This is a genomic window from Myxococcus sp. CA056 (assembly GCF_013336715.1).
Lineage (GTDB): Bacteria > Myxococcota > Myxococcia > Myxococcales > Myxococcaceae > Myxococcus > Myxococcus llanfairpwllgwyngyllgogerychwyrndrobwllllantysiliogogogochensis.
Genome location: NZ_JABUMT010000018.1, coordinates 125,608 through 145,865, shown reverse-complemented (window position 1 = coordinate 145,865; position 20,258 = coordinate 125,608). Strand labels below are relative to the sequence as shown.

17 protein-coding genes are annotated in these 20,258 nt (G+C 69.1%); 15 read left to right on the top strand and 2 right to left on the bottom strand.

Annotated elements, in window-relative coordinates:
- Positions 1-93: 93 nt before the first annotated feature.
- Positions 94-870, bottom strand: coding sequence for a VTT domain-containing protein (locus tag HUA76_RS40115; RefSeq protein ID WP_174463859.1), 777 nt, complete (start codon positions 868-870; stop codon positions 94-96).
- A gap of 313 nt (positions 871-1,183) precedes the next feature.
- Between HUA76_RS40115 and HUA76_RS40110 the strand changes: the two genes are divergently transcribed.
- The 9 genes from HUA76_RS40110 to HUA76_RS40070 all read left to right on the top strand — a co-directional run bounded on the left by HUA76_RS40110 (position 1,184) and on the right by HUA76_RS40070 (position 8,705).
- Positions 1,184-1,654 (top strand): general stress protein, encoded by a 471-nt coding sequence (locus HUA76_RS40110; protein WP_141648802.1) that lies wholly within the window; start codon positions 1,184-1,186, stop codon positions 1,652-1,654.
- A 37-nt stretch (positions 1,655-1,691) separates the two neighbouring features.
- Positions 1,692-2,030, top strand: a complete 339-nt coding sequence (locus HUA76_RS40105; protein WP_141648803.1) for a hypothetical protein — start codon at positions 1,692-1,694, stop codon at positions 2,028-2,030.
- Positions 2,031-2,061: 31 nt separating this feature from the next.
- Positions 2,062-3,282, top strand: a complete 1,221-nt coding sequence (locus HUA76_RS40100) for a cation:proton antiporter (RefSeq protein WP_174458347.1) — start codon at positions 2,062-2,064, stop codon at positions 3,280-3,282.
- The gene (locus tag HUA76_RS40095; protein WP_174458348.1) at positions 3,279-4,577 is read left to right on the top strand and encodes a cation:proton antiporter; all 1,299 of its coding nucleotides are present in this window, start codon (positions 3,279-3,281) and stop codon (positions 4,575-4,577) included. Before HUA76_RS40100 ends, HUA76_RS40095 begins: the two co-directional genes overlap by 4 nt.
- Positions 4,578-4,613: 36 nt before the next feature.
- Positions 4,614-5,225, top strand: a complete 612-nt coding sequence (locus HUA76_RS40090; protein WP_141649487.1) for an L-threonylcarbamoyladenylate synthase — start codon at positions 4,614-4,616, stop codon at positions 5,223-5,225.
- A gap of 63 nt (positions 5,226-5,288) precedes the next feature.
- Positions 5,289-6,233, top strand: a complete 945-nt coding sequence (locus HUA76_RS40085; RefSeq protein WP_174463858.1) for a hypothetical protein — start codon at positions 5,289-5,291, stop codon at positions 6,231-6,233.
- A 96-nt stretch (positions 6,234-6,329) separates the two neighbouring features.
- A complete protein-coding gene (gene xerD / locus HUA76_RS40080) occupies positions 6,330-7,259 on the top strand; it encodes a site-specific tyrosine recombinase XerD (protein ID WP_141649342.1) in 930 nt (309 codons plus the stop codon).
- 135 nt (positions 7,260-7,394) lie between these two features.
- Positions 7,395-8,015 carry a Uma2 family endonuclease gene (locus tag HUA76_RS40075; RefSeq protein WP_174463857.1) on the top strand — a complete coding sequence of 207 codons (621 nt, stop codon included), beginning with the start codon at positions 7,395-7,397 and terminating at the stop codon, positions 8,013-8,015.
- Positions 8,016-8,084: 69 nt separating this feature from the next.
- Positions 8,085-8,705: a Uma2 family endonuclease gene (locus HUA76_RS40070; RefSeq protein WP_174458391.1), complete on the top strand. Its 621-nt coding sequence runs from the start codon at positions 8,085-8,087 to the stop codon at positions 8,703-8,705.
- A gap of 9 nt (positions 8,706-8,714) precedes the next feature.
- Here the strand turns inward: HUA76_RS40070 and HUA76_RS40065 are convergent, their stop codons facing one another.
- Complete coding sequence (locus HUA76_RS40065) at positions 8,715-9,899, bottom strand: DUF4388 domain-containing protein (protein ID WP_141649433.1); 1,185 nt, start codon at positions 9,897-9,899, stop codon at positions 8,715-8,717.
- A gap of 290 nt (positions 9,900-10,189) precedes the next feature.
- On the opposite strand from HUA76_RS40065, the gene trpS reads away from it, so the two are divergent.
- From trpS to HUA76_RS40035, 6 genes are all read left to right on the top strand, one after another.
- Positions 10,190-11,239 (top strand): tryptophan--tRNA ligase, encoded by a 1,050-nt coding sequence (trpS, locus tag HUA76_RS40060; protein ID WP_174458351.1) that lies wholly within the window; start codon positions 10,190-10,192, stop codon positions 11,237-11,239.
- A gap of 162 nt (positions 11,240-11,401) precedes the next feature.
- Positions 11,402-12,271, top strand: a complete 870-nt coding sequence (locus HUA76_RS40055) for a ScpA family protein (RefSeq protein ID WP_141649324.1) — start codon at positions 11,402-11,404, stop codon at positions 12,269-12,271.
- The gene (scpB, locus tag HUA76_RS40050) at positions 12,258-13,244 is read left to right on the top strand and encodes an SMC-Scp complex subunit ScpB (protein WP_141649325.1); all 987 of its coding nucleotides are present in this window, start codon (positions 12,258-12,260) and stop codon (positions 13,242-13,244) included. Before HUA76_RS40055 ends, scpB begins: the two co-directional genes overlap by 14 nt.
- Positions 13,245-13,271: 27 nt before the next feature.
- Positions 13,272-15,845: a pseudouridine synthase gene (locus tag HUA76_RS40045; RefSeq protein WP_174463856.1), complete on the top strand. Its 2,574-nt coding sequence runs from the start codon at positions 13,272-13,274 to the stop codon at positions 15,843-15,845.
- 89 nt (positions 15,846-15,934) lie between these two features.
- Positions 15,935-18,055, top strand: coding sequence for a HEAT repeat domain-containing protein (locus HUA76_RS40040; protein WP_174463855.1), 2,121 nt, complete (start codon positions 15,935-15,937; stop codon positions 18,053-18,055).
- Positions 18,055-20,247: a cyclic nucleotide-binding domain-containing protein gene (locus HUA76_RS40035; protein WP_174463854.1), complete on the top strand. Its 2,193-nt coding sequence runs from the start codon at positions 18,055-18,057 to the stop codon at positions 20,245-20,247. Before HUA76_RS40040 ends, HUA76_RS40035 begins: the two co-directional genes overlap by 1 nt.
- Positions 20,248-20,258: the final 11 nt, after the last annotated feature.

Genomic DNA, 20,258 nt, shown 5'->3' with positions numbered 1-20,258 from the left:
CTCACTCGCGAGACGACGCGCGGGTCGAAGCCGACGAACGACACGGATTGAGGGGAACCTTTGATGCCTCGCGGGTGTCCGCGTCGCGCGGCGTCACCAGGTGGCTGGAACACCATCGCTCTTCGGGGGCGTGCGCGGCATCGTCGTCGAGCCGCCGAGGCCGGGAACCGTTGTCTCGTCTCGCGCATCTGATTCGGGCGAGGTGGCCCCCGACTCCTCGGTGAGCTCCTTGTAGAAACGACGCCCGATGAAGACGCCCAGCACCAGCGAGACGACGAGACCGGCGGCGGACACCGCGGTCATCACCGTGCGCCCCTGGGCCAGCCCACTGCCGAACTGCGCGGTGAGAAAGGTCCCTGGAATGGTGCCCAACATCACGCCCGCGACCGAGGGCCAGAACCGCGCGCCACTCGCCGCGGCGGCCACCAGCATGACGTCGGTGGGACACAGCGGGTTGATGCACGCCATGAAGGCGAAGAGGAAATCGTGGCGCTTGGCCGCGCGCACCAGCGCTGGATATTTGCCCCCAGCCAGGCGCTTCATCGGCCGAGTCCCCAGCTTGCGTGCCAGCACGAAGAGCAACATGGCAGACAGGAAGCTGCCCGTTAGTGAATAGAGGGTCGCTGCGAGCGTCCCGAACATCATTCCGCCCACGGCGGTCAAGAGCTGCCCGGGCAGTAGCGTCAGGGGGCGCACGGCAAGAAACGCGATGTAGGCCAACGGCGCGGCTTTACCCAGAGGGGACAGCAGATCCGCGATGTAGCGCTGATCGATGAAGTCCGGTCCGAGCAGACGGAGCATCAACAGTCCACCGACGGACACGAGCATCGGTGCCAGGACTCGGAGCCATGTCTTCGCCACCTGCGCCACGCAACGCCTCCCTCGGGCGCCCTGAAGCGCGCGCCGCGGGCATGAAGGTGAGTGCCGGTCCGGGAATCGGCAATGCAGAGGGAATTGTTTTCAACAAGAGAGCGTCCTGCCGGGCATGCCTCCGCCCGGAAAGTAAGCAGGGCGAGCTTGTCCAACTGCATGAAACCATTGGGGTTTTGGTGTGGTGGGTCAGGCGAGAACGGCTGGCGGTGTACGGAGCTTGCTTGCATCGGGGCGCTTCCGTCCCAAGGTTTCAGGCAAGGGGCATCGAGGCGCGGGATGGGGGCAGGCAGCCAAGAGAGGAGAGGGCGCAATGTCGGACAAAGACAACAAGGGCAGCATGACGGTGGCCGAGGCGGGACGTAAGGGTGGAGAGACGGTCCGAAACGAGCGGGGTCGCGAGTTCTACGAGACCATCGGTCGCAAGGGCGGAGCCACGGTGAAGGCCGAGCGGGGTCGCTCGTTCTACGAGGAGATCGGCCGCAAGGGCGGCGAGACGGTGAAAGCCGAGCGCGGCGCGAAGTTCTACGAGGAGATCGGCAAGAAGGGCGGGGACCGCGTCAAGGCCACCCGCGGGCCGAACTTCTACGAGGAGATTGGCCGCAAGGGTGGGCAGAAGGTGAAGAAGCTCATCGAGGAGGGCAAGCGCGCGGCTCGTGCGGCGATGGCGGCCCAGGAAGGCGCGGCACCGGCGCAAGAGGGAGCCGCACCGACGACTCCAACGACTCCTGCGACCCCGGCGGCTCCTTCCGGTGAGACGGCGGGCCCCGGCCAGAACGAGTAGCGTGGCGCCTGGCGCGCGGACCCGCTAAGACGGCCGCGTGTACCTGGTCATCACGTTCCTCGAGCAGATGGAAGGGACCGAGCGAGCCATCCGTCGGCTCCGGGAGTTTGGAATCCCGGAGCCGCTGGTGGTCCGAGCTCGGAGCGCGGCCGCGGCGTTGTCCGCCGAGGTGCCCGTGTTCGCGGGGCTGCGAAGTCTGGCCCTGGGCGCGGACGAAGACCGCGTGTTGCTGGTGAGCATGTTGCCCGCCGTCTCCGCCGAGGAGATGGAGCGGATGATTCAACGCGTGCAACTGGAGATGGATGCGGACGATCCACCCATGGGCCGCCTGGTCGCCCTGCCGGTGATCGCCGCGCCGACCCACCGCCGCTCGTGACGTGAAGTCGCGGCCGGTGTAAGCAAGTCTCGTGCAAGCGCTGCTCGTCTTTCTCGCCATCGCGGCGCTGTCCCTGCTCGCTTCGAGTCCGGCGTTGGACTCCGCGCGATTCCCGGCGCTGGCGCGGCTGGCGGCGGGCGGGTTCCTGTTCCTGCTCTTCGGCGTCGTGCTGGGGCCGTCGGTGGTGGGGGTGTTGTCGGTGGAGGACCTGCGCCTCTTGCGGCCGGTGATGGCGCTGGGGCTGGGCACCGCGGGCGTCATCCTGGGGTTGAATCTGGAGCCCCGGCTGCTGCGGCTGTTGCCCCGGCCGGTGTACTCGGCGGCGCTGGCGCACGCGGGGACGGCGTTCCTCTTCGTGGCGGTGCCGTTGTTCGTGCCGCTGCTGTTGACCTTGAGGCCGTCGTTCCATGCGGCGGTGGGAGCCGCGTCGCTCCTGGGCGCGGCGGCGAGCCTGTCCTCGGGGCACTTCGCGGTGCTGGCGTACCGGGGTGGGCGGATGGACCGCGCGCGGGGCCTGGGCGTGGCGCTGCTGACGATGCTGGATGACGCGGTGGGTCTCGTGGTGCTGGCCCTGGCGCTGCTCCTGGGCGCGGCGCCCACGGTGGGCGAGGGGCTGGGGCTGGTGTGCCTGGCGCTGCTGCTGGGCATCCTGTGTGGCGCGCTCCTGGCGTACCTCACCCACGCGCTGAAGGACCCGGCGGAGCTGGCGACGGTGACGCTGGGAATGGTGGCGCTCGTGGGCGGCGCCGCGGCGTATCTCCGGGTGTCCGCGCTGCTCGCGGGCGTGGCGTGCGGGGCGACGCTGGCGCTGGTGGGAGGGCGGACGACGGAGCGGGTTGCGCGGGCCCTGGGGCGGGTGGAGCGGCCGGTGTTCCTGGTGCTGGTGTTCCTGGTCGGCTGCGGGGTGTACACGCGCGACTGGGCGGCGTGGGCGCTGGTGCCGGGCTTCGTGGGGCTGCGCTTCCTGGGGAAGGTGGTGGGCGGCACGTTCGCGCAGCGCCTGGCCCAGGGCGTGTTGGAGCTGCCACCCCGGGTGGGCTACGCGCTCATCGCCCAGGGCGGCCTCGCGTTGTGTCTGGTCGCCGAGTACCAGCTCCTCGTTCCGGGTGGACTGTCGCGCCGCGTGCTGGACGTGGTGGTGGTGGGCGCGGTGGTGAACGAGCTGTTGGCCGGTCAGGCCTTTCGCCAGGTCACCGCGCCGTTGCCCCGCCCGCGGCCCGTGACTCCTCCGGACGTGGGGGTGGCGACATGAAGAGCGCGGTGTTGCGGCTGCTGTTGTTGATGGGGCTGTTGGCCATCATCAGCCGGGCCCAGGTGTTGCGCGCGGACTCCGGCACGCCGGTGACGCTGGCGGCGGGGGCGCTGCTTTTGTGCGGCCTGTTCGCGGGCAAGGTGGCCAAGGGGATGGGGTTGCCCCGGCTCACGGGGTATCTGTTGGTGGGCGTGGCGGTGGGGCCGTATGTGCTGGGCTTCATCCCGGGCGAGGGCGTGAAGGGCCTGGACCTGGTGAAGGGGCTGGCGGTGAGCCTCATCGCGCTGGTGGCGGGCACGGAGCTGCGCCTGGGGCTCATCCGCCGTGTCGGCGCGCGGGTGGCGCTTTTGTGCGCGGCCGTGTGTGGCGTGACGTTCGTCGTGTGCTTCGGGGCGACCATCGCGCTCAAGCCCCTGTTGCCCTTCCTGGCGCCCCTGACGCTGCCGCAGGCGCTGGCGGTCAGCGCGTTGATGTCCACGGTGGTGGTGTCGTTCTCGCCCACGGTGACCATCGCCATCGTCCAGGAGACGAGCGCGCGGGGCTCGTTCACCGAGTTCCTGATGGCGCTGGTCATCATCGGCGACCTGTTCGTGATGGTGGCCTTCGCGCTGGCGGCGGGACTCACGCGCGCGAGCTTCGGCGGCGGCCTGGACGTGGCGGGGCTGTTGAGCGGGGTGGGGTGGGAGCTGTTCGGCTCGGTGGTGGTGGGGGGCCTGCTCGCGGTGGCGATGCTCGTCTACATGCGGGGCGTGAAGCAGGAGTTGCCGCTGTTCCTGGTGGGCCTGTCCTTCGCCGCGGCCGAGGGTGGCACGCGCCTGCACCTGTCGCCGCTGCTGGTGTCGCTGGCGGCCGGGGCGCTCATCGCCAACCTGGATGAGCGCGAGGGTGAGCGCATCCACCACGCGATTCAACGCGCGGGCCTGCCGGTGTTCGCGCTCTTCTTCGCGGCGGCTGGCGCGGGGCTGAAGCTGGATGCGTTGGTGACGGTGGGGCCGGCGGCGCTGCTGCTCGTCGTGCTGCGAGGCGCGGCCATCTGGTTCGCTTGTCGACGCTTCGCGCCCAAGGAGGACCCTCGGTTGAAGAGCCACCTGTGGATGGGGCTCATCTCCCAGGCGGGCGTGACGTTCGGGTTGGCGGCGCTGGTGTCGAGGACGTTTCCCTCGTTCGGCCCGCATGTGGAGGTGCTCATCGTGGCGATGATCACCGCGCACGAACTCGTGGGCCCGGTGCTCACGCGACGTGCACTGACGGCCAGTGGCGAAGTCAGGACGGACGAGGCGCCGGGAACCGCGTAGGCTCGACAGCCCCACGCAGGAGGCAGGAAGGACATCATGGCCGCACCCATCCTCGAGGTGGACATGGAGCACCCCTCACCGCGCCACATCCAGCGCGCCGTGGAGGTGCTCGAGCGCGGCGGGCTCATCGCCTATCCGACGGACACGTACTACGGCATGGGCTGTGACCTGGGCTCGAAGCGGGCCATCGAGCGGCTCTACCAGCTCAAGGGGCGCGACAAGAAGAAGCCCCTGTCCTTCCTGTGCCCGGACCTGTCGGACGTCGCTCGCTACGCCCACGTCAGCAATTTCGCGTATCGAACAATGAAGGGTCTCACCCCGGGTGCGTTTACCTTCGTCCTCGAAGCGACGCGATTGGTGCCCGATTTGATGATGACCAAGCAGAAGCAGGTCGGTATCCGGGTCCCGGATGCCCCCCTGGCTCGCGAACTGGCTCGGGCACTGGGGCGCCCTCTGGTGACGACGTCGGTGAGCAATACTCAGGGTGAGCCGCTCACGGACGCACGGGAGATCAAGGAGGAGTTCGGCCACGGGCTGGAGCTCATCCTTGACGGGGGTGTGACGTTGAACGAACCGTCGACAGTGGTTTCACTCATCGGCGATACGCTTGAAATCCTCCGGCAGGGCAAGGGTAGGCTGGAGGACTGAAACTCGAACAAGAAGAGGGGGGCCACCGTGGAATCAGGGGCCGCGGAGCCAGCGCGAACGGACATGTCACACCAAGTCCCTTCGCCTGTGAGGTTGCTATTGCTGCTGTTGTTTCGTCCGGTGGACCTGCACTACAGGCTCCGGGCGGCGGGAATCCTCGCGCCAGGGGGGCGCATCGGCCAGTTGTGGCGAGAGCAAGGTGAGGGTGGACGCGCCGCGGGGCTCTATGTCCGGCGGATGTTGCTCTTGTTGGTGGTGGGCTCGCCGCTGGTGACGGCGCTGGTGGGGCTGGGGCTGTACTGTGCCGGCATTCCACTTCGCGGCGGCTGGGCGGTGTCCGCGTTGTGTTGTTCGGCCGTGGGTCTGGCGCTCGCACAGGTATCGGGACTCGCGGCCGGGGTGATGTTGGGCTCGCTGGCCAGTCTGTCCATGCTGGTGGGGCTGCACGCCACGGCGGCCGGGGCCTTCGGGCCGGTGCTCGGGGGCGGGGCGGGAATCGCGGTGGGGGCCTGCCTGGGCATGGTGTCCGGGCTGTCGGTGGGGAGCATCGCGAGCATCTCCGGTGGACGAGGCCCGTCCGTGTGGCGGGTGCAGACGGCGGCCATCATCACCAGCCTGGTGCCCATGCTGGTGTGGAGCCGTCAGGCCAACGTGTCCTTCGCGGGCGCGGTGGCGGCGGCGGCGCTGGTGGTCTTCCTGGTCAGCGCGTTCCGGCTGCCGCTCTACGCGCTGGAGGTGCTGGCTTCGGCGGTGGCGTACGCCGTGGAGCGGTGGACGGGGCGTCCGACGCTGCAGTGGGTTCCCGTGCGCCACCACAACCTGAGCTATCTGCCGCATCCGTTCCTGGGCAGGCACCTGGCGCTGGCGGTGCGCTCGCGGCCCGCGGAGGTGCTCGCGGTGGCGGATGCCTGCCTGCGCTCGCCGGGGAACATCCTGGTGGGCTGGCCGTGGGTGGTGCAGGCGCTGGAGCGCGCGTCGACGGAGGGCGCGGGCGGGCCGCATCCCTGAGTTCGGGGCCCGTGGGGTCGGCTGGCCTGGGGCCTGGGTGTCGTGACACGTGCGTCGCCAGATTGCCTCCGCGCGGGGCTCCGCTAGCCTGGGGGCATGGAAGGATTGCTCGACGCGTTCATCGCCTTCATCCGCGCGGAGCGTGGGCTGTCCGGCAAGACGGTGGACGCCTATGCCTCGGATCTCACCGTCTACTTCGAGGACCTGCGCGCACGGGGCGTGGAGGATGCGACGCGGGTCCGGCAGGAGGATGTGACGGCGCACCTGTCGTCGCTGTCCAAGGGCGGGCTGGGCAAGCGCAGTCAGGCGAGGCACCTGGCCGCGCTTCGGAGCTTCCACCGCTTCCTGGTCGCCGAGCGACTGGCGGACAAGGACCCGACCGAGGACGTGGACACGCCGCGCTCGGCGAAGAGGCTGCCGTCGTTCCTGACGCTGGAAGAGGTGGAGCAGTTGCTGGCCGCGCCGGACGAACGGACACCGGCGGGGCTGCGCGACAAGGCGATGCTGGAGGTGCTGTACGCCACGGGCCTCCGTGTCAGCGAGCTGTGTGGGCTGGGCGTCAACGACGTGCAGTTGAGCGCGGGCTACCTGGTGGCGAAGGGCAAGGGCTCCAAGGAGCGCGTGGTGCCGTTGGGGCGCGTGGCGGTGGAGAAGACGCAGGAATATCTGGGCAACTCCCGCCCGGCGATGCTCGGTCGGCGTGAGTCGCGGGCCCTGTTCGTGACGCCCCGGGGTTCGGGCTTCACGCGGCAAGGGTTCTGGAAGCTGCTCAAGCGGTATGCGCTGAAGGCGGGCATCCTCAAGCCCCTGTCCCCCCACAAGCTGCGGCACTCGTTCGCCACGCATCTGGTGGAGCGCGGGGCTGACTTGAGGGCCGTGCAGCAGATGCTCGGACACGCGGACCTGGCCACCACGCAGATCTACACCCACGTCAACAGCGCCCGCCTGCGCTCCGTCTACGACGAGTTCCATCCGCGCAGCGACGTGTTCGTCCCCAAGCCGAAGAAGCGGAAGACGGCGTCGTAACTCCGCGCGTTCCGGGACGTGGCGGCCGGGGTGGACCCGACATGTCAGACCGGCCGGTAGACTGCCTACGTACGAGGTAGACACCCTTCAGGGTAGGGTGTTACGGATGGAATCCCAGAGGTTCCATCGACGGAGGTGGGCGTGGGACAGGGCAAGGGTCGGAAGCCGGCGACGTACGAGGACATCGAAGCGCTGCCGGTGGGGTGGGTGGGGGAGATTGTCGAGGGCTTGCTGTACGCGTCGCCGCGCCCGGCGGTGGGACATCTGCACGTGGCATCACTGCTCGGGGCGTTGCTCGTTCAGCCCTTCGACTGGGCACGGGGAGGTCCCGGGGGCTGGTGGTTCCTGGACGAGCCGGAGATTCATCTGGGGCCGAATGTCGTGGTGCCGGACCTCGCGGCCTGGCGACGCGAGCGGGTTCCGGAGCCCCCTGACCCGGAGACCCCGTGGCTCTCGCTGGCTCCCGACTGGGTTTGCGAGGTGCTGACACCTTCGACGCGAAGCACGGACCGCGTTCGCAAGCTGCCGCTGTACCACCGGAGCGACGTGCGCCATGCATGGCTCATCGATCCGTTGCGGTGTTCCCTCGAAGTCTATCGGAGCGGGAACCGGGGCTGGGACCGCGTGGGCCTTCATGAGGGGCCCGTCGTGATTCGTGAGGAGCCCTTCGAGGCGGTGCCGCTCGACCTGGGATTGCTCTGGCTGCCACGTCGTGGCGTGACGGGACCCAAGGGCGATGCTGCGACTCCTCCTTAGGCTGTCTCCGCCGTGGGTTTGAAGACTTGAGGTTTGGGTACCGCGGATGGAATCCCAGAGGTTCCATCGATGGAGGTGGGCGTGGGACAGGGCAAGGGTCGGAAGCCGGCGACGTATGAAGACATCGAAGCGCTGCCGGTGGGGTGGGTGGGGGAGATTGTCGAGGACTTGCTGTATGCGTCGCCGCGTCCAGCGGTGAGGCATCTGCAAGTGGCATCACGACTCGGGATCCTGCTGGGGATGCCCTTCGAGTTGGGGCCGGGGGGGCCGGGAGGCTGGTGGTTCCTGGATGAGCCGGAGCTGCACTTCGGGCGAGATATCCTCGTCCCGGATCTGGCGGGCTGGCGTCGGGAGCGGCTTTCGGAGCCACCGCATGATGTGCCCTGGCTGACGCAGGCGCCGGATTGGGTTTGTGAGGTGTTGTCTCCCTCGACGGAGACTAAAGATCGGCTCCGCAAGCTGCCCGTCTATCACCGTGAAGGCGTGCGGCATGTGTGGCTCATCGACCCCGCGCGGCGCTCACTGGAGGTGTATCGCCATGGCTCCGGGGGCTGGGAGCCGGGAGCGCGCCATGTGGGCGACGTCATCGCGCGCGTGGAGCCGTTCGAGGCCGTTGCCCTGGCGCTCGACCTGCTCTGGTTGCCCCGGCGCGAGGCGGAGCGCGGCGAGCGCACTCCGTCCACGCGTTGAGGGACTGGCTCAGGTGCCCACGTTGACGGCGGGGATTCCAAACGGCTCCGTGCTCGTGCGCCGCGCTTCGGCGGATGCCTCGGCTTCGGGCAGCGGGGCGACATGAATCAGCCCGCTGGCCATCAGCCGGTGCACCGAGCGCGACGCGGCCAGCTCACCCATGGCCGCGGTGCGCAGGGCCTGCCGGATGCTCCGGCTGCCGCGCAGCTTCGAGTACAGGTAGAGGTCATCCGCCGTGAGCTGCGATGGGGTGGGGCGGGGAATCGGCTCGAAGACGAGCCTGCCGTCCAGCGCGAAGAGCTCGTCGCTCAGGGCCAGCGTCAGCCGCACCTCGGCCTCGCGATACAGCGCGTGGGCCTCGGGCACGGGGCCTCGCTCCAGAATCTGGGCGGCCAGCGCCACCGCGTGGTCGTACTTCCCCGTCTCCAGGAAGCGCTTCACCAGGGTCAGGAGATCGGCCAGCTCCGCGGCCTCGCCCACCTTCGGGCCCTTGGCCATCCGGGGCGACAGCGCACCGCGACGGTACAGGTGCAGAATCCACCGTGCCGCGAACAGCGGGGCCTCCTTCGCCGTGGCCAGCATCTCGCTCAGGGTGGCGCCGCCCGCCGCCAGCTCCAGCAGCTTGTCCTCCTCCTCGGAGAACGTCTCCACGGCGAACTCGCGGAACACCCTGAACGTGGCGTCCAGGTGCGGGAAGACGTCGCGGAACATCGTCCACTCGCGCAGCCGTGTCACCGCGTCCCGGTGCAGGCCGTTGAGCGAGAGCTTCAGTCCCACGGCTCGGGAGGTGGGGGGCAGCTTCGGCGTGAACTCCACCTCGCCCGACTCCCAGCCGTAGCAGTCGAAGAGGGCCTCGCGCGCCTTGTGCTCCATCGCCTCGATGAGCCTGGGCAGCTCCACGAAGCAGCGCTGCACCAGGAAGGTGCCGTACGGCGTGCCCGCGCCCTCCGCCGCCTCGAAGGCCGCCGCCGCTCGGGGCGCGTCCAGGATGCGCAGGTTCACCAGCACCTGCGCCAGGTGCTCCCGAGGGTCATTCGAGCTCTCGCCCACCAGGAAGCCGTCCTTCACCTGGAAGCAGCGCTGGATGGCGCCTCGCTCCACCCTCAGCGTGCCCTCCACCCCGGCACCCGAGAACAGCGGCGGCATCACCATCTGCAGGCGATAGCTGGCGAGACTTCCCTTGAATGACTCCATGCCGGTTCGTCCTCCCGAGGTGAGGCTGCTCGCAGGTGAGGCGCTCAGGGTACCGCTCCACCCACCGCCGCTCAACCGCAAGCCCTTGGAATCCCTCAGGATTTATGTGCGGGTCGGAATTTTTCAGGCTGGAGCGCGGCGGGCATTCAGCAGGCAACGGACGCCAGCACTCCTGAACGGAAGGTTGCAGGGGCGCGGCGGGTATGCGAACCACCCACGCTCACCCGATACCCGATCACCGACTTGGGTATCTGGACTTTGAACACTGACTCGCGATTCGGAACCCAGACATGCGGACCCTCTCAGGCGTGCAGTCCTCCGGAAAGCTGCACATCGGCAACTACTACGGCGCCATCCGCCAGTTCGTGCAGCTCCAGGATGTGAGCGAGGCGTACTACTTCATCGCCAACCTGCACGCGCTCACCACCGTGAGGGATGCGAAGCTCGCGCTGGAGCTCACGCGCGAAGCCGCCCTGGCCTACCTGGCGCTCGGAGTGGACCCGAAGAAGGCCGTCCTCTTCCGTCAGAGCGACGTGCGCGAGGTGCTGGAGCTCAACTGGATTCTGGGCACCGTGGTGCCTCACTCGCACCTGGAGCGGGCCCACAGCTACAAGGACAAGGTCGCCCGAGGCATCTCTCCGGACTTCGGCCTCTTCGCCTACCCGGTGCTGATGGCCGCGGACATCCTGCTCTACGGCACGGACACCGTCCCCGTGGGCAAGGACCAGATTCAGCACGTGGAGTTCGCCCGCGACTGGGCCGTGAAGTTCAACACCGAGTACGTGAAGGGCTATGACCCGGCGGACCCCGAGGGCAAGGAGCGCGGGCACACGCCCGGCATCCTCAAGCTGCCCTCCGCCCTCGTGCAGGAGTCCACCCAGACGGTGCCCGGTATCGACGGCAGGAAGATGTCCAAGTCGTACGGCAACACCATCGACCTGTTCGGTGAAGAGAAGGACATCAAGAAGCGCATCATGTCCATCAAGACGGACTCGACTCCCGTGGAGGCGCCCAAGCCGGTGCCGGGAACGGAGCGCTCGGCGGATGCATCCATCGTCAGCGAGGTCCCTCTCTATGACTTGCTCAAGCTGATGCTTCCGGAGTCCGAGTTCGCCGAGGTGGACGCTTCCTGGAGGGCGGGAGGGAAGGGCTACGGGGACTTCAAGAAGCGGCTCCTGGAGGCCTACCTGACGACCTTTGGCCCGGCCCGTCGGCGGTACGCCGAGCTGGTGAGCGACCCGGCCGAACTGGAGCGCATCCTCCAGGACGGCGCGAATCGCGCTCGGGAAGAGGCCTCCCGGTTGATGGACAAGGTCCGGCGCGCGGTGGGCATCCCGTGAGGTCCTGGGCCTGAACGGGTGTTTACCGCCGTTTGTTTGACCCACCTAAAAGCCACTGTTAAGGAGGTGTGTCCCCCGGCTCGCGCTCGAGGCCGGCGGATTTGAGCCCTTGCGTGATGACGAGCCGCCACCGAAAGCCAGAAGGGCAGCCAGGTTCCGCCGGTGAGTGACGGCCGTCCCACTTCGGCCGACGAGGGCCTCCGCGACGGCGAACCGCCCCGCACCCCGGGCGACGCCTTCCGCGTCGCGCTGCCCAATTTCGAAGGGCCGCTGGACCTGTTGCTCCATCTCATCAAGGAGCATCGGGTCGACATCTTCGACATCCCCCTGGCGCTCATCACCGAGAAGTACCTGGAGCACCTGGAGCGGATGAGGGAGATCAACCTGGACATCGCCGGGGAGTTCCTGGTGATGGCGTCCACGTTGGCCCACCTGAAGAGCCGCATGTTGCTGCCGCGCCAGGACGCGGTGGCCGTGCCCGAGGGCGGCGAGGCCCTGGCCGCGGTCGAGGAGCCGGAGGACCCGCGAGCGGAGCTGGTGCGGCGGCTGCTCGAGTACCAGAAGTACAAGGACGCCGCCGAGCACATGGCCATGCAGGACATCCTCGGCCGCGACGTCTTCGCGCGCAGCGTGCCGGTGGAGGCGGTGCCCATCCCGGAGGAGGAGGTCGGCCTCCAGGAGTTCAGCGTCCTCAAGCTCATCGAGGCGTTGGACCGGGTGCTGGAGCGCCTGCAGCCCAAGGTGCAGCACGAGGTGGTGCGCGAGCGGGTGACGCTCTCCGAGGCCATCCTCCGCATCGCCCAGCGCCTGCATCCCCATGGGCAGGTCCTCTTCGAGAGCCTGTTCACCGAGGAAACGACGCCGACGCGCCAGGAAATCGTCATCACCTTCCTGGCCATCCTGGAGATGGTCAAACGCCGGCTCATCCGTGTGGTACAGGACGAGTCGCTCGGCCCCATCCTGTTGTTGCCCAACGGGGACGCCCTGGAGCGCTTGGTCCCCACGGAGGTCGACGAGAGTGACTACCGGTAGGAAAGGCCCCCGTGCCTCGGACGAGGAGGTTCCAGTCGCGTCCGGAGGTCCCAGTCCGTTCTCAGAGGAAGAGCTGGCCGCCGTCACCGGGCCTGGACTGGCGGACGAGCTGGATGAAGTCGAGGCCGCGGCCATCGAGGAGGACCAGGACGGCGTCACGCCAGACCTGGAGACCTCCTTCGAGAAGCTCGTCTCCAAGAGCCGCAAGCTGTCCCAGGACCGCATCCGCACCGTGGTGGAGAGCGTGCTCTTCGTCGCGGAGCGGCCGCTGTCCGTGGACGAGCTGTGGCAGGCCACCGGCATCGAGCGGGAGCTCATCGCCGAGGCCCTCAACCAGCTCTCCGGCATCCACCGGGACGGCATCAGCGGCATCGTCCTGTACGAAGTCGCCGGGGGCTGGCAGTTCCGCACGGACCCACACTCGGGCGAGTACGTGCGGCGCTACCTCCGGGTGAAGCCGCAGCGCCTCACCCGCGCGGCGGTGGAGACCCTGGCCATCATCGCCTACCGGCAGCCAGTCACTCGGCCGGAACTCGAGGATATCCGCGGGGTGGATTGCGGCGCCGTCCTCAAGGCGTTGATCGATCGCAAGCTGGTGAAAATCCTGGGCAAACGCGAAGAGGTGGGGCGCCCCATCCTCTATGGGACTACTCGCGAATTCCTGGAGTTCTTCGCCTTGAAGGACCTGTCAGCGCTGCCCACGCTGCGGGAATTCCACGAACTCACGCAGGAGCATCGCGAAATCGTGGAGAAAGAAGTACGACCGGCGCCGGCGGCAGCGGGAACGGTGGAAGCGCTATCGGACCCGGGATTCACGAAGCGGATGGAGAAGAACGCGGCGGCCAGCGAGGCGGCGCTTGAGGACCTGGAACACGCCATCGAGGCGGCTGAGCGGACACAGAAAGCCAGCTCCAGCGTCCTGGACACGCCCCCGAAGCCCGAGACGGGCGCCGAGGGGCCGAAGCCCGAGTGACGGGCAGCAATGGAAGAAGGGGAAGTAATGTCGGCAGAACGACTACAGAAGTACCTGGCCCGCGCGGGAGTTGCTTCGCGCCGGCACGCAGAAGAGCTGATCACCGCGGGCCGAGTGGCCGTGAACAACACGACGGTGACGGAGCTGGGGAGCCGAGTGGAGCCGGGCACGGACCTGGTCTCGGTGGACGGAAAGCTCGTCACCCCCCCTGAAGAATCCTCTTACTTCCTGCTCTACAAGCCCGTGGGTGTGGTGACGACCCTGTCGGATCCCCAGGGTCGGCCGACGGTGGCCAACTACCTGGAGGAGACGGGCAAGCGCCTGTTCCCGGTGGGACGCCTGGACTACGACGCCGAGGGAGCGCTGCTCTTCACGGATGATGGCGCGCTGGCGCACAAGCTGACGCACCCGAGCTTCCAGGTGCCTCGCACGTATCTGGCGAAGGTGAAGGGCGAGCCCGACATCCTGACGCTCGACAAGCTGCGTGGTGGCGTGCGGCTGGAAGACGGCATGGCCACGCCGGTGTCGGTGGGCGTGTTCGAGTCCGCCGAGAAGAACACCTGGTTGAAGATTGTCGTGGCGGAAGGCCGTCCGCACCTCATCAAGCGGCTGTGTGCCGCGGTGGGGCACCCGGTGGTGCGCCTGTTCCGTCCGGCCTACGCGGGTATTGGCGTGGAAGGATTGCGGCCGGGAGCGCTGCGTCCGCTGAAGAAGGCCGAGGTCGAGCTGCTGAACGATGTGGCCGAGGGCCGTGTCGCGCCTCCGACGGCGGAGCTGCGGCTGCCGCCTCGGCGTCATGGGCGCGCGGCGCCGGGCTTCAATGAGTCGGACGAGGACGAGCTGTCCATGGACGATGACGCTCCCGCGCCTCGGAAGGCGGCGGGTGAGCGTGGGGCTCGCAAGGCACCGGCGGGGGCTGGAGGGGCGGCGTGGAAGCCCGTGGTGGATGGTGGCTCCGGGCTGGCTCGCTTCGGGCGTCCGCGAGGGGCCGCTGCCGAGGGTCGCGGTGCGCGGCGCTCGGGTGGTGACGAGGGTGAGCGCCCGTCGCGTGGCGCGGGTCGGCCGGCGCGCAAGGAGTGGGGCGCGGGTGGGGCGGATTCACCGCGCTCACGTGGGCCTCGCGCGGAAGGTGGCGCGGATCGCGGTCCGCCGCGTCGTGCGCCAGCTGCCGGTGGTGCGTCGCGCTTCGGTCGTTCGGCCTCGGGAGACGAGGGGCGTCCGGCGCGCAAGGAGTGGGGCGCGGGTGGAGAGGACAGCCCGCGCACTAGCAGGAGCGCTGGCGCTGGTGAAGGCCGCCCCGCACGCAAGGAGTGGAGCGCGGACGGTGAGTCGGCTCGTGGTCCCGCGCGTCGTGGCGCGGACGGTGATTCGAAGCCGCGTTTCGGTGGTGATTCGAAGCCGCGTTTCGGTGGTGATTCGAAGCCGCGTTTCGGTGGTGACTCGAAGCCTCGTTTCGGTGGCGAGGGCAAGTCGCGCTTCGGTGGTGATTCGAAGCCTCGTTTCGGTGGCGAGGGCAAGCCGCGCTTCGGCGGTGACTCGAAGCCGCGTTTTGGTGGTGAGGGCAAGCCGCGTTTCGATGGCGAGAGCAAGCCGCGCTTCGGCGGTGACTCGAAGCCCCGTTTTGGTGGTGAGGGCAAGCCGCGCTTCGGTGGTGACTCGAAGCCTCGTTTCGGTGGCGAGGGCAAGCCACGCTTCGGTGGTGACTCGAAGCCCCGTTTCGATGGCGAGAGCAAGCCGCGCTTCGGTGGTGACTCGAAGCCTCGTTTCGGTGGTGACTCGAAGCCGCGCTTCGGTGGCGACTCGAAGCCGCGTTTCGGTGGTGACTCGAAGCCTCGTTTCGGTGGCGACTCGAAGCCTCGTTTCGGTGGCGACTCGAAGCCTCGTTTCGGTGGTGACTCGAAGCCGCGCTTCGGTGGCGACTCGAAGCCTCGTTTCGGTGGTGACTCGAAGCCTCGTTTCGGTGGTGACTCGAAGCCTCGTTTCGGTGGTGACTCGAAGCCCCGCTTCGGTGGTGACTCGAAGCCTCGTTTCGGTGGTGACTCGAAGCCCCGCTTCGGTGGTGACTCGAAGCCTCGTTTCGGTGGTGACTCGAAGCCGCGCTTCGGCGGCGAGGGCAAGCCTCGCTTCGGTGGCGCTGGTCGCTCGGAAGGCGAAGGCCGTCCTCGTTTCGGCGGCGGTGCGTCGCGCGGAGCAGGGCGTTCGGCTTCGGCCGGCGAAGGCCGTCCTCCTCGCCGCGAGTGGAGCGGTGGAGACAAGGGCGCTCCTCGTGGCCGTCCCGACCGCAAGCCCCGTGATTCGGAAGGCTCGGGTCCTCGTGGACGCAGCGGCGGCTTCGGCGCGAAGCCGGGCGGCAAGGGTCCTCGGGGGGCAGGCGGCCGGACAGAGGCCCGCGCCTGGAAGCCGTATGACGACAAGGGCTCGCCCCGCGAGCGAGTCGTCCGCGCCGGGTCCCGGGGCCTCGCCCCCGAAGGCGCCCGCAAGTCCGAGGGTTTCCAGGACTGGGGCAAGAAGAAGGAAGCCGGTTCCCGGCCCCGTTTCAGCACCCAGGGGCCCAAGGGGCGGGCGGGCTCATCCTCGAAGGGGCCTCGCCGGCCTTACTGACGCACCACACAGCACAGCGGATTGGGCGGCAGGGGGGTCGTTGATATAACCCCCTGCGACTTTTCCACCGTTCGCCTTACCGGAGACCGATGCGAACCGGCACCCGCCCCTTCCTCCTCATGCTGGTCCTGGTCCTCGGTTGCAATGGCAGCCGAGACCAGCTCCTCGCGGATCTCCAGAGTCCACGTCCGGAGGTCCGCGCCCTGGCGGTGAAGAAGCTCGCCGGGCAAGGCAATCCGGACGACCTCGTCCTCTTCACTCGGGCGGCCAAGGACCTGGCCGCCATTGTCCGCGCCGAAGCGGCCGTCGCGCTGGGGGAGAGTCAGGATCCCCGCGTGGTGGACCTGCTCGGCGAGCTCTTGGAGGACTCCGACGAGGAGGTCCAGGGCCGCGCCGCCATGGCGCTCTCCAAGGTCAAGAACGACAAGGCCAAGGCCTACCTCACGCTCCAGTATGGGCGCCGAGGCCGCGCCACCCGTCAGGTCATCGTCCAGGCCTTGAAGAACGCGAACGTCCCAGGCGCCATGGCGGAAGTCGTCGCCGCCGAAGCCAAGGGACAGTGGGATCGCAATCTCCTGACGCTCACCGAGGGCGCGCTGCCCGAGCGGGTCGGCGCCGCCGAGGAGCTTGGCAAGAGCGGTCGCCCGGAGGCCGTGAATCGTCTGTTGCCGCTGGTCCGCGACAGTCAGGTCATCCTCGCCGCCGCCGCCGTGCGGGGCCTGGGAGACGCCGGTGACAAGCGGGCCGTGGGTGCCATCGCCCTGCTGCTGGACGAGAGCTTCCCCGAGCTGCGCGAGTCCGCGATCATCGCGCTGATGAAGTTGCAGGACCCGGCCGCCGCGCCCCGCCTGCAGGCCGTGGCGGTGGAGAAGAGCGCCGTGAGTCCCATGGCCATCGACGCCATCCTGTCCTTTCCTCGCACGCCCGAGGCGGACACCGCGCTGTGCGCCGTCGCCCTTGATGGCGCGCCAGCCGAGGCGCTCGCCGCCGGCCGGGCGATGCGCTCGCGGGGCGGCTGCCCGATGGACCCCATTGGCGAGCGGCTTTCGCGTCCCGCCACCGCCGCCAGTGGGCTCCAAGCCGTCCTCGGGTTGGGGCCCGCGGCCCTGCCGCTGCTTCCCAAGGTGGCGCCGTGGCTCAACCAGAACGACGCGGTGCTGCGCCTGCTCGCGGTGGAGGCCGTCACCGCCGTGGGCGACGCTTCCGTCGTGCCCCAGCTCCAGAAGCTCTATGAGCAGGAGGTGAAGGGCCTGGAGGCCCTGCGCACCGACTGGGTCGCGCAGAAGCTGCCGGAGAACTACTCAAGCGCGTTCGACCCCTCGGCGCCGTCTTCCCCTCACGTCCCCGGTGCGGCGCCGGATGAGCGTGCGGCCCGTCACGCTTCGCTTTTCGAGCGCGTCAAGGCGCTCAATGCCCAGCGGGCTCGCGACTCGGGTCGTCCGGTGGTCAAGCCTCGCGTGCCCACCGAGCTGTTCGATGACGTGGAGGCGGAGCGGCTCGTCCCACTGGCGACGCTGCTGCGTGCGCTGGGCTCGCTCCGTGCGCCTGGCGCGCTGGAACTGCTCAAGGGCTACAGCCAGGACTCGAGCATCCCCCTGCGTACCGCCGCGCTGGTGGGCCTGACGCACCTGGGCCCCGAGGGCGTGGCAGTGGCGCGTGACGGACTCCTGGAGCCCGAGCGGGATCTCCAGAAGGCGCTCGCGCAGGCCCTCGCGGAGGCTGGCGACGCGGGTCCGGCGGCGTTGATGGAGATGCTCCCGAAGATGGGTGGAGAGAAGCTGCTGGTGTTGGATGCGCTGACGCGGGGCTCGGGCGTGCCCGCCTCGGCGTCGGCGGTGCTCCAGACGGTGGTGAAGGAAGGCGGCCCGGAGGCCGCGCTCGCGGCGGGGCTGCTCGGCCGCATCCAGGCGAAGGATGCCGTGCCCACGCTCATCAAGGCGCTGGACGAAACGAACAGCGTCGCGCGGCGGGATGTGTTGCTGGCGCTCGGGACGCTGGGTGATTCGCAGGCGGCCGACGCGGTGTCGCGAGACCTGTTCCACGACCTTCCGGAGATTCGCGCGGCGGCGGCGACGGCGCTCAAGCGCATGGGCGCGACGAACCAGTCGGAGTCGCTGGATGCGCTCAAGAGCGACTACTTCCGCACCGTGCGCGACGCGGCGGGGGCGGCGCTGGCGAAGGGCGGCACCGCTGCCGAGGGAGCCAGGTGATGGAGGCGCGCAAGCTCAAGGACAGGGCCGCTGAAGCCTTTACCAAGGGCCGCTTCTCCAAAGCCGCGGAGTTGTACGAGGACTTCTGCAAGCTCGACCCGAAGGACCACCAGTCGCGCCTGCGTACGGGGGATGCGTGGGCCAAGGCAGGTGAGCGCGAGCGCGCCATCTCCGCCTATCAGGCCGCCGCCGAGGGCTTCGCGAAGGAGGGCTTCCTCCCGCGAGCCATCGCCGCGAGCAAGCTCATCCTCGAACTGGACCCCAGCCATCAGGGCGTCCAGCAGATGCTGGCGAACCTCTACGCGCGCCGGGGAACTCCCGCGGGTGCCCGGGCCCGTGGGCCCATGACGAGCGCGCTCTCCGCGCCGCCACCGCCCGAGCGTCCCGTGGCGGCGGTGTCCACGCCGCCGCGCGCCGGGACACCGTCCGCGCTGGAGGCAGGGGAGGGTTCCGTCAACCTCTCCGCTGAACTCCCCGCCGAACTGGCGCTGTCCGTGGAGGACGCGCCCACCCCAGGCTCCACCGACACGTCGGAAGAGGTTGTTCACTCGGTGAGCATGGGCCTCTCGCATCCGGATGCGGAGGCTTCCGTCGCGGCGGCCTCTCCGGGCGAGGAGCACGAGGGCATCGACATCGCGTTGGGCGAGCCCGAGTCGTCTCCCGCCGAGTCCGCCGTCACCATCGCGAATGCGCAGGGCGTGTCAGAGGCGTCCCCAGCGACAAGTGTCAGCGCGCTTCCCGCCGGGGCCGTTGTCACCAGCGCGCAGGCGCGGGGCGAGGCAGCGTCGGCGCCTGCCGCCGTGTCCGCCGAGGCTTCCATCGCCAGCGCGCAGGAGAACAACGGCACTTCGCTGCCTCCCGGTCTCGCCCCGCGCGCCACGCAGCGAGTGCGTCCGCCCGTGCCGGAGACGGCCGTCGCTGCCAGCACGGACGCCCTGAAGTCGGGCCCTCGCTCGCCCGTGAGTGGCAAGTGGAAGGCGCTCTCTTCGCCCATCGGGGAAGCAGGGTCGACGGATTCCACCTCGATGCCTCGGACGCCGACGGTCATCGACCCACCCTCCGCGCCTCCCGGGTTGCGCCCTCGTCGCGCGGAGGCCACGCCTCACGCGGGGGCAACGGCGGTGCCCTTCCGAGAGGTGTCGCGGGAGCTCGGTGCGTCGCTGCGCGCGGTACCGCCCAGCCCGTCGTCCTTCACCGAGCTGGAGATGGAGGCCGACTCCCTGCTGCACGCCGTGGAACTGGCGGCACAGGCGGGGCTGCACCAGCGCGCCGAGGAAGTCGGCGACGGAGAGGAAGAGGTCTTCAGCCTCACCGAGGAAGTCCTCACCGACGCGCCCTCACTGGATGCGCTCCCCACCATCCCCCTGTTCTCGGACCTGCCGCGCGACGCCTTCATCGAGCTGTTCGAGCGCTGCCCTCTGCGCCGCTTCAGCCTGGGCGAGCGCATCCTCGACCAGGGCAGCCACGGCGACGCCTTCTACGTCATCTGTGAAGGCCAGGTGCGCGTCTTCCGGACGGAGTCAGGTCGCCGCGTGGACCTGGCCGCGCTGGAAGGCGGAGCCTTCTTCGGTGAGATGGCCATCCTGTCCGGCGCCCCTCGCACCGCGTCCGTCGAGGCTGGCACCGAAGACACGCAGTTGCTCGAGATCTCCGCGCCCGTGCTCGCCTCGCTCTCGCGGAGCCATCCCCAGGTGGCGGCGGCCCTGAAGAAGTTCGTGCGGCAGCGCCTGCTCACCAACGTGATGAACACCTCGGCGCTGTTCCGTCCCTTCAACCGGAAGGACCGTCGCACGCTGGTGGAGCGCTTCCGGGCCCGCGACATCGAGCGCGGCGAGGTCGTTATCCGGGATGGCGACCGGACCGATGGTCTCTACGTCCTGCTCTCCGGCGAGGTGGAGGTGCACAAGGACGGGCACCTGCTGACGCGACTGAAGGAGGGGGACCTGTTCGGAGAAATCTCCCTCCTCCAGAAGACGCCCGCCACGGCCACCGTGACGGCCGCGCGTCACACCACGCTGCTGCGGCTGCCGCGCGAGGACTTCGACGCGCTCATCTCCAGCCACCCGCAGATCCTCGTGCTCATCTCCGAGCTGAGCGACGAGCGCCTGCGCCGCACCGAGCAAGTCCTGGGGACGAACCTCTCCGGCACCTTGAACTCGCTGGATGGCGAAGAGGAACTCATCCTGGTCTGAGGCGCGCGGGC

What these genes read in the sequence shown, in the direction of transcription:
- HUA76_RS40110 (WP_141648802.1), top strand. Translation starts at nt 1,184, where the DNA reads ATGTCGGACAAAGACAACAAGGGCAGCATGACGGTGGCCGAGGCGGGA.
- HUA76_RS40095 (WP_174458348.1), top strand. Translation starts at nt 3,279, where the DNA reads ATGAAGAGCGCGGTGTTGCGGCTGCTGTTGTTGATGGGGCTGTTGGCC.
- HUA76_RS40090 (WP_141649487.1), top strand. Translation starts at nt 4,614, where the DNA reads ATGGCCGCACCCATCCTCGAGGTGGACATGGAGCACCCCTCACCGCGC.
- HUA76_RS40085 (WP_174463858.1), top strand. Translation starts at nt 5,289, where the DNA reads ATGTCACACCAAGTCCCTTCGCCTGTGAGGTTGCTATTGCTGCTGTTG.
- xerD (WP_141649342.1), top strand. Translation starts at nt 6,330, where the DNA reads ATGGAAGGATTGCTCGACGCGTTCATCGCCTTCATCCGCGCGGAGCGT.
- HUA76_RS40070 (WP_174458391.1), top strand. Translation starts at nt 8,085, where the DNA reads ATGGAGGTGGGCGTGGGACAGGGCAAGGGTCGGAAGCCGGCGACGTAT.
- HUA76_RS40065 (WP_141649433.1), bottom strand. Translation starts at nt 9,899, where the DNA reads ATGGAGTCATTCAAGGGAAGTCTCGCCAGCTATCGCCTGCAGATGGTG.
- trpS (WP_174458351.1), top strand. Translation starts at nt 10,190, where the DNA reads ATGCGGACCCTCTCAGGCGTGCAGTCCTCCGGAAAGCTGCACATCGGC.
- HUA76_RS40045 (WP_174463856.1), top strand. Translation starts at nt 13,272, where the DNA reads ATGTCGGCAGAACGACTACAGAAGTACCTGGCCCGCGCGGGAGTTGCT.
- HUA76_RS40040 (WP_174463855.1), top strand. Translation starts at nt 15,935, where the DNA reads ATGCGAACCGGCACCCGCCCCTTCCTCCTCATGCTGGTCCTGGTCCTC.
- HUA76_RS40035 (WP_174463854.1), top strand. Translation starts at nt 18,055, where the DNA reads ATGGAGGCGCGCAAGCTCAAGGACAGGGCCGCTGAAGCCTTTACCAAG.